Source organism: Escherichia sp. TW14182, from assembly GCF_000208525.1.
GTDB lineage: Bacteria > Pseudomonadota > Gammaproteobacteria > Enterobacterales > Enterobacteriaceae > Escherichia > Escherichia ruysiae.
Window position 1 is genome coordinate 1 of sequence record NZ_AEJZ01000191.1, and the last position, 6,995, is coordinate 6,995.

Genomic DNA, 6,995 nt, shown 5'->3' on the forward strand with positions numbered 1-6,995 from the left:
AAGACTTGCTACCGTTGGTCCGTGTCAGACGCGCGCCTGGTTGTCTACCGCCAGCATCCCGAGGGAGCGGGCAAATTTTTGGGTCAGCATCCCGGTTTCGTTGCTGGCGCCGGAGGCACACAGCATACCGGTAGAAAGCCAACGGTTTACCGTTACGCCCTGCTCATTCTTTTCAATAAAGTTGGCGTCACGGTCAGCTTTCATCAGCTTCGCAATACGGGAGAATGCTTCTTCCCAGCTAATGCGCTGCCATTTGTCAGAACCAGGCGCACGATATTCCGGGTAACGCAGACGGTTTTCGCTGTTGACGTAATCCAGCAAACCGGCTCCTTTCGGGCACAGCGCACCACGACTTACCGGATGATCCGGGTCACCTTCAATGTGATAAATCGCTTCTCTGGCGTTTTTCGCGCCATCACCCAGGCTATACATCAATAGCCCGCAACCTACGGAACAGTATGTGCAGGTGTTACGGATCTCTTTAGCGCGTAATAATTTGTAGTTTCGCGCCTGAGCCAGTGCTTGCTTCGGGGCAAAGCCCAATGCCGCTACTGTTGTTCCCGCCATACCGCCCGCGCAGATTTTAAAAAATTGTCTGCGACTGACGTCCATTGCTTTCCTCTTTTTTCAGGGGTATTACTGCGCGAGGAAACTAACAGTAAAATTCTGAATCTTTTTGCGCGAAATCAAAAAGAACACGTGTTTGCCACAAAATAATCCGCCTGCGCAAATTGACCTACCTCAATGGCGGTAGAAAAACACACCACTGCCTGACAGGCCGGTTAAAAAAATGCTATAAATTTCAGCTTAATTTTTAACGGCAAGAGAGACTAAACAACGCGCATGACACGACAAAAAGCAACGCTCATAGGGCTAATCGCGATCGTCCTGTGGAGCACCATGGTAGGATTGATTCGCGGTGTCAGCGAGGGGCTCGGCCCGGTCGGTGGTGCGGCGGCGATCTATTCATTAAGCGGGCTGCTGTTAATCTTCACCGTTGGATTCCCGCGTATCCGGCAGATTCCGAAAGGCTATTTACTTGCTGGCAGCGTATTGTTCGTGAGTTATGAAATCTGCCTCGCGCTTTCCTTAGGTTATGCTGCTACCCGCCATCAGGCGATAGAAGTAGGCATGGTGAACTATTTATGGCCCAGCCTGACGATACTTTTCGCCATTCTTTTTAATGGTCAGAAAACAAACTGGCTGATTATTCCCGGATTGCTTTTAGCTTTGATGGGTGTCTGTTGGGTATTAGGCGGCGACAACGGGCTACAATATGATGAAATCATCAATAATATTACCACCAGTCCATTAAGTTATTTTTTGGCGTTTATTGGTGCGTTTATCTGGGCAGCTTATTGCACAGTCACGAATAAATATGCCCGTGGATTTAACGGCATTACTGTTTTCGTTCTTCTAACGGGGGCAAGTCTATGGATTTACTATTTTATAACGCCACAACCAGAGATGGTTTTTAGCTTTCCTGTCATCGTTAAACTCATATCTGCGGCATTTACTTTAGGATTTGCTTACGCCGCCTGGAATGTCGGTATTTTACATGGCAACGTAACGATTATGGCGGTTGGTTCTTATTTTACGCCTGTACTTTCTTCTGCTCTGGCTGCCGTGCTACTCAACGCACCGCTATCGTTCTCATTCTGGCAAGGCGCACTCATGGTCTGTGGCGGCTCTCTGCTCTGTTGGCTGGCGACACGTCACCGATAAGTTTCATGCTGCAACAAAGTTCGTTCAGGGTATGCGGATTGAAATATTAGTGAAGGCAATGATATATCTTTGTTACATTCAGTAACACATAACCCTTCAGATAATCCGCATTCTCACCGCGCGGCTGCGCTTTCTTATCTATTCTTTCAGTCAGTATCTCACCTGATTCTCTTAATTCTAAAAGTGGGTTATCGCGCCCAACGTCCTGTCTTTCTTTTTTTCATTACCAACGTGTGCATGTGAGGAAGAATATGGCACTGCAAAATGAGAAAAGTAATCGTTATCTTTTGCGCGACTGGAAGCCAGAAAATCCGGCCTTCTGGGAAAATAAAGGAAAACATATAGCACGAAGAAATCTCTGGATATCAGTCAGTTGTTTACTTCTTGCATTCTGTGTCTGGATGTTATTTAGCGCAGTCACCGTTAATCTCAATAAAATTGGCTTTAATTTTACGACCGATCAGCTTTTTTTATTAACCGCATTACCCTCCGTTTCTGGCGCATTATTACGTGTCCCCTACTCCTTTATGGTGCCTATATTTGGTGGGCGTCGCTGGACTGTTTTTAGTACCGCGATCCTGATTATTCCCTGCGTCTGGCTCGGTATTGCCGTACAAAATCCCCATACTCCTTTTGGAATATTTATTGTTATTGCCTTGCTGTGTGGTTTCGCTGGCGCGAATTTTGCTTCCAGTATGGGCAATATCAGTTTTTTCTTCCCGAAAGCAAAACAAGGTAGCGCATTAGGGATTAATGGCGGATTAGGCAATTTAGGCGTCAGCGTGATGCAACTGGTTGCGCCACTGGTGATTTTTGTTCCGGTATTTGCCTTTCTCGGTGTTAATGGCGTACCACAGGCCGATGGCTCAGTGATGTCGCTGGCGAACGCCGCATGGATTTGGGTGCCACTGCTGGCGATTGCCACTATCGCCGCCTGGTTTGGGATGAACGATATCGCCAGTTCACGCGCGTCAATTGCCGACCAGTTGCCCGTTTTACAACGTCTGCATCTCTGGCTGTTGAGTCTGCTCTATCTCGCCACCTTCGGTTCGTTTATCGGTTTTTCCGCTGGTTTTGCCATGCTGGCGAAAACTCAGTTCCCGGATGTGAATATACTGCAACTGGCGTTCTTTGGGCCGTTTATCGGCGCGATTGCCCGGTCAGTTGGCGGTGCTATCTCCGATAAATTTGGCGGCGTGCGGGTGACGCTTATCAACTTTATTTTTATGGCGCTTTTCAGTGCCCTGTTGTTCCTCACTCTGCCTGGTACAGGTTCCGGCAATTTCATCGCATTTTTCGTCGTGTTTATGGGGTTGTTCCTGACAGCGGGTCTGGGTAGTGGCTCCACCTTCCAGATGATTGCTGTCATCTTCCGCCAGATAACCATTTATCGCGTCAAGATGAAAGGTGGCAGCGATGATGAAGCGCAGCGAGAAGCGATCACCGAAACGGCGGCGGCGCTGGGCTTTATCTCAGCCATTGGCGCAGTTGGCGGCTTTTTTATTCCGCAGGCGTTTGGCATGTCGCTGAATATGACAGGCTCTCCGGTGGGCGCGATGAAAGTGTTTTTAATCTTTTACATCATCTGTGTACTGCTGACCTGGCTGGTCTATGGTCGGCGGAAGTTTAGCCAAAAATAAGAGATCGATGCCTGATGCGACGTGTCGCACCCGTAGGTCGGATAAGGCGTTTATGCCGCATCTGACAAGGCATCAGATCCCAAATCATTCCTGGAGCAGGAGTCATGTCATGAGTAAACTTTTGGATCGCTTTCGCTACTTCAAACAAAAGGGCGAAACTTTTGCCGATGGTCACGGACAGGTGATGCATAGCAACCGCGACTGGGAGGACAGCTATCGCCAGCGTTGGCAGTTCGACAAAATCGTGCGTTCCACCCACGGCGTTAACTGTACCGGCTCCTGTAGCTGGAAAATCTACGTTAAAAATGGCCTGGTGACCTGGGAAATTCAGCAGACCGACTACCCACGCACTCGCCCTGACCTGCCCAATCATGAACCACGCGGCTGCCCGCGTGGCGCAAGTTACTCCTGGTATCTCTACAGTGCCAACCGCCTGAAATACCCGCTAATTCGTAAACGGCTGATTGAACTGTGGCGCGAAGCACTTAAACAACACAGCGATCCGGTACTGGCGTGGGCATCAATTATGAATGACCCGCAAAAGTGCCTGAGCTACAAGCAGGTACGCGGACGCGGTGGGTTTATCCGCTCCAACTGGCAGGAACTGAATCAACTGATTGCTGCCGCTAATGTCTGGACCATCAAAACTTACGGCCCTGATCGCGTTGCCGGTTTCTCGCCGATCCCGGCGATGTCGATGGTTTCTTACGCCGCCGGAACACGCTATCTGTCACTGCTAGGCGGCACCTGCTTAAGTTTCTATGACTGGTATTGCGACCTACCGCCCGCCTCGCCGATGACCTGGGGCGAACAAACCGACGTACCGGAATCCGCCGACTGGTATAACTCCAGCTACATCATCGCATGGGGGTCTAACGTACCGCAGACGCGCACGCCAGACGCTCACTTCTTTACCGAAGTGCGCTACAAAGGCACCAAAACTATCGCCATTACCCCGGACTACTCGGAAGTAGCAAAACTGTGCGACCAGTGGCTGGCGCCAAAGCAAGGCACCGATAGCGCGCTGGCAATGGCGATGGGCCATGTGATCTTAAAAGAGTTCCACCTCGATAACCCCAGCGACTACTTTATCAACTACTGCCGCCGCTACAGCGATATGCCGATGCTGGTAATGCTGGAACCGCGCGACGATGGCAGCTACGTTCCCGGACGGATGATACGGGCATCCGATCTGGTTGACGGGCTGGGCGAAAACAACAATCCGCAGTGGAAAACCGTGGCGTTTAATACCGCTGGAGAACTGGTGGTGCCGAACGGTTCGATTGGTTTTCGCTGGGGAGAAAAAGGCAAATGGAATCTGGAATCCATTGCCGCAGGTTCAGAAACCGAATTGTCGTTAACCCTGCTCGGTCAACACGACGCTGTTGCTGGCGTGGCTTTTCCCTACTTTGGCGGCATTGAAAACCCGCATTTTCGCAGCGTAAAACACGATCCGATTCTGGTACGCCAGCTTCCGGTGAAAAATCTGACGCTCGCCGATGGCAGTACCTGTCCGGTGGTCAGCGTTTATGATCTGGTACTGGCGAATTACGGCCTCGATCGCGGGCTGGAAGATGAAAACAGCGCAAAGGATTACGCTGAAATCAAACCTTATACCCCGGCCTGGGGAGAGCAAATTACCGGCGTGCCGCGCCAGTATATTGAAACCATCGCCCGTGAATTTGCCGATACCGCCCATAAAACCCACGGACGTTCGATGATTATCCTCGGTGCTGGTGTTAACCACTGGTATCACATGGATATGAACTATCGGGGAATGATCAATATGTTGATCTTCTGCGGTTGTGTTGGGCAAAGCGGCGGGGGCTGGGCACACTATGTCGGTCAGGAAAAACTGCGTCCGCAAACCGGTTGGTTACCACTGGCCTTTGCGCTTGACTGGAACCGCCCACCGCGCCAGATGAACAGCACCTCATTTTTTTACAATCACTCAAGCCAGTGGCGCTATGAAAAAGTCACCGCTCAGGAATTGCTCTCACCGCTCGCCGATGCCAGTAAATACAGCGGTCATCTGATTGATTTCAACGTTCGCGCCGAACGCATGGGCTGGCTACCTTCTGCGCCGCAGTTGGGGCGTAATCCGCTCACGTTGAAAGCTGAAGCCGACAAGGCCGGATTATCACCCACTGAATTTACCGCTCAGGCGCTGAAATCGGGTGATTTGCGTATGGCCTGCGAGCAGCCAGATAACGGCAGCAATCATCCGCGTAACCTGTTTGTCTGGCGTTCTAACCTGCTTGGCTCCTCCGGCAAAGGCCATGAGTATATGCAGAAATATCTGCTGGGTACGGAAAGCGGTATTCAGGGGGAAGAACTTGGGCTGACGGAGGGAATTCAACCGGAAGAAGTCGAGTGGCAAACCGCCGCGATAGAGGGCAAGCTCGACCTGCTGGTGACGCTCGACTTCCGCATGTCCAGCACTTGTTTATTCTCCGATATCGTCCTGCCTACCGCGACCTGGTACGAAAAAGACGATATGAATACCTCGGATATGCATCCGTTTATTCATCCACTTTCAGCGGCGGTCGATCCGGCGTGGGAGTCACGCAGCGACTGGGAAATCTACAAAGGTATCGCCAAAGCATTCTCGCAAGTCTGCGTGGGACATCTTGGCAAAGAAACAGATATTGTACTGCAACCGTTATTGCACGACTCTCCGGCAGAACTCTCCCAACCGTGTGAAGTGCTCGACTGGCGCAAAGGCGAATGCGACCTAATCCCAGGTAAGACCGCGCCGAATATTGTGGCGGTGGAGCGCGACTACCCTGCTACCTATGAACGTTTTACCTCGCTGGGGCCGTTGATGGACAAACTTGGCAACGGCGGTAAAGGGATTTCGTGGAATACCCAGGATGAAATCGATTTCCTCGGCAAACTCAATTACACCAAACGCGATGGCCCGGCACAGGGGCGTCCGCTGATTGACACCGCCATTGATGCATCAGAGGTCATTCTGGCGCTGGCACCGGAAACCAACGGCCATGTAGCGGTAAAAGCCTGGCAGGCTCTGGGCGAGATCACCGGGCGCGAACATACTCATCTGGCGCTACACAAAGAGGATGAGAAGATTCGCTTTCGCGATATTCAGGCGCAACCACGTAAAATCATTTCCAGCCCCACCTGGTCCGGTCTGGAAAGCGATCACGTCTCCTATAACGCGGGATACACCAACGTTCACGAGTTAATTCCGTGGCGCACGCTGTCGGGACGCCAGCAGCTCTATCAGGATCATCCCTGGATGCGCGCCTTTGGTGAAAGCCTGGTGGCTTATCGCCCGCCTATCGACACCCGCAGTGTCAGTGAAATGCGCCAGATCCCGCCAAACGGCTTCCCGGAAAAAGCACTTAACTTCCTGACGCCGCACCAGAAATGGGGCATTCACTCTACCTACAGTGAAAACCTGCTAATGCTGACGCTCTCGCGCGGCGGGCCAATTGTCTGGATCAGCGAAACCGATGCCCGCGAACTGACCATTGTTGATAACGACTGGGTGGAAGTGTTTAACGCCAACGGTGCGCTGACGGCTCGTGCGGTAGTCAGTCAGCGAGTGCCGCCGGGCATGACCATGATGTATCACGCTCAGGAAATGTAATGAACACATCCCCCCCA

2 protein-coding genes and 2 pseudogenes are annotated in these 6,995 nt (G+C 51.6%); 3 read left to right on the forward strand and 1 reads right to left on the reverse strand.

Annotated elements, in window-relative coordinates; translation table 11 throughout:
- Nucleotides 1-27 precede the first annotated feature (27 nt).
- Nucleotides 28-612 (reverse strand): annotated as a pseudogene (locus tag EQY_RS0115915) (molybdopterin-dependent oxidoreductase); the annotation flags it as partial.
- A 231-nt stretch (nt 613-843) separates the two neighbouring features.
- Here EQY_RS0115915 and yddG point away from each other — a divergent pair.
- The 3 genes and pseudogenes from yddG to narZ form a co-directional block, all read left to right on the forward strand.
- Nucleotides 844-1,725, forward strand: coding sequence for an aromatic amino acid efflux DMT transporter YddG (yddG, locus tag EQY_RS0115920; RefSeq protein ID WP_010347315.1), 882 nt, complete (start codon nt 844-846; stop codon nt 1,723-1,725).
- Between the two features lie 251 nt (nt 1,726-1,976).
- On the forward strand, nt 1,977-3,365 hold the full coding sequence (gene narU, locus EQY_RS0115925; RefSeq protein WP_001207929.1) for a nitrate/nitrite transporter NarU: 1,389 nt from the start codon (nt 1,977-1,979) through the stop codon (nt 3,363-3,365).
- 109 nt (nt 3,366-3,474) lie between these two features.
- Nucleotides 3,475-6,972 (forward strand): annotated as a pseudogene (narZ, locus tag EQY_RS0115930) (nitrate reductase Z subunit alpha); the annotation flags it as partial.
- Between the last annotated feature and the right edge of the window lie 23 nt (nt 6,973-6,995).

Bases quoted from the DNA above. Each gene is read 5' to 3' on its own strand.
- yddG (WP_010347315.1), top strand. From the start codon at position 844: ATGACACGACAAAAAGCAACGCTCATAGGGCTAATCGCGATCGTCCTG.
- narU (WP_001207929.1), top strand. From the start codon at position 1,977: ATGGCACTGCAAAATGAGAAAAGTAATCGTTATCTTTTGCGCGACTGG.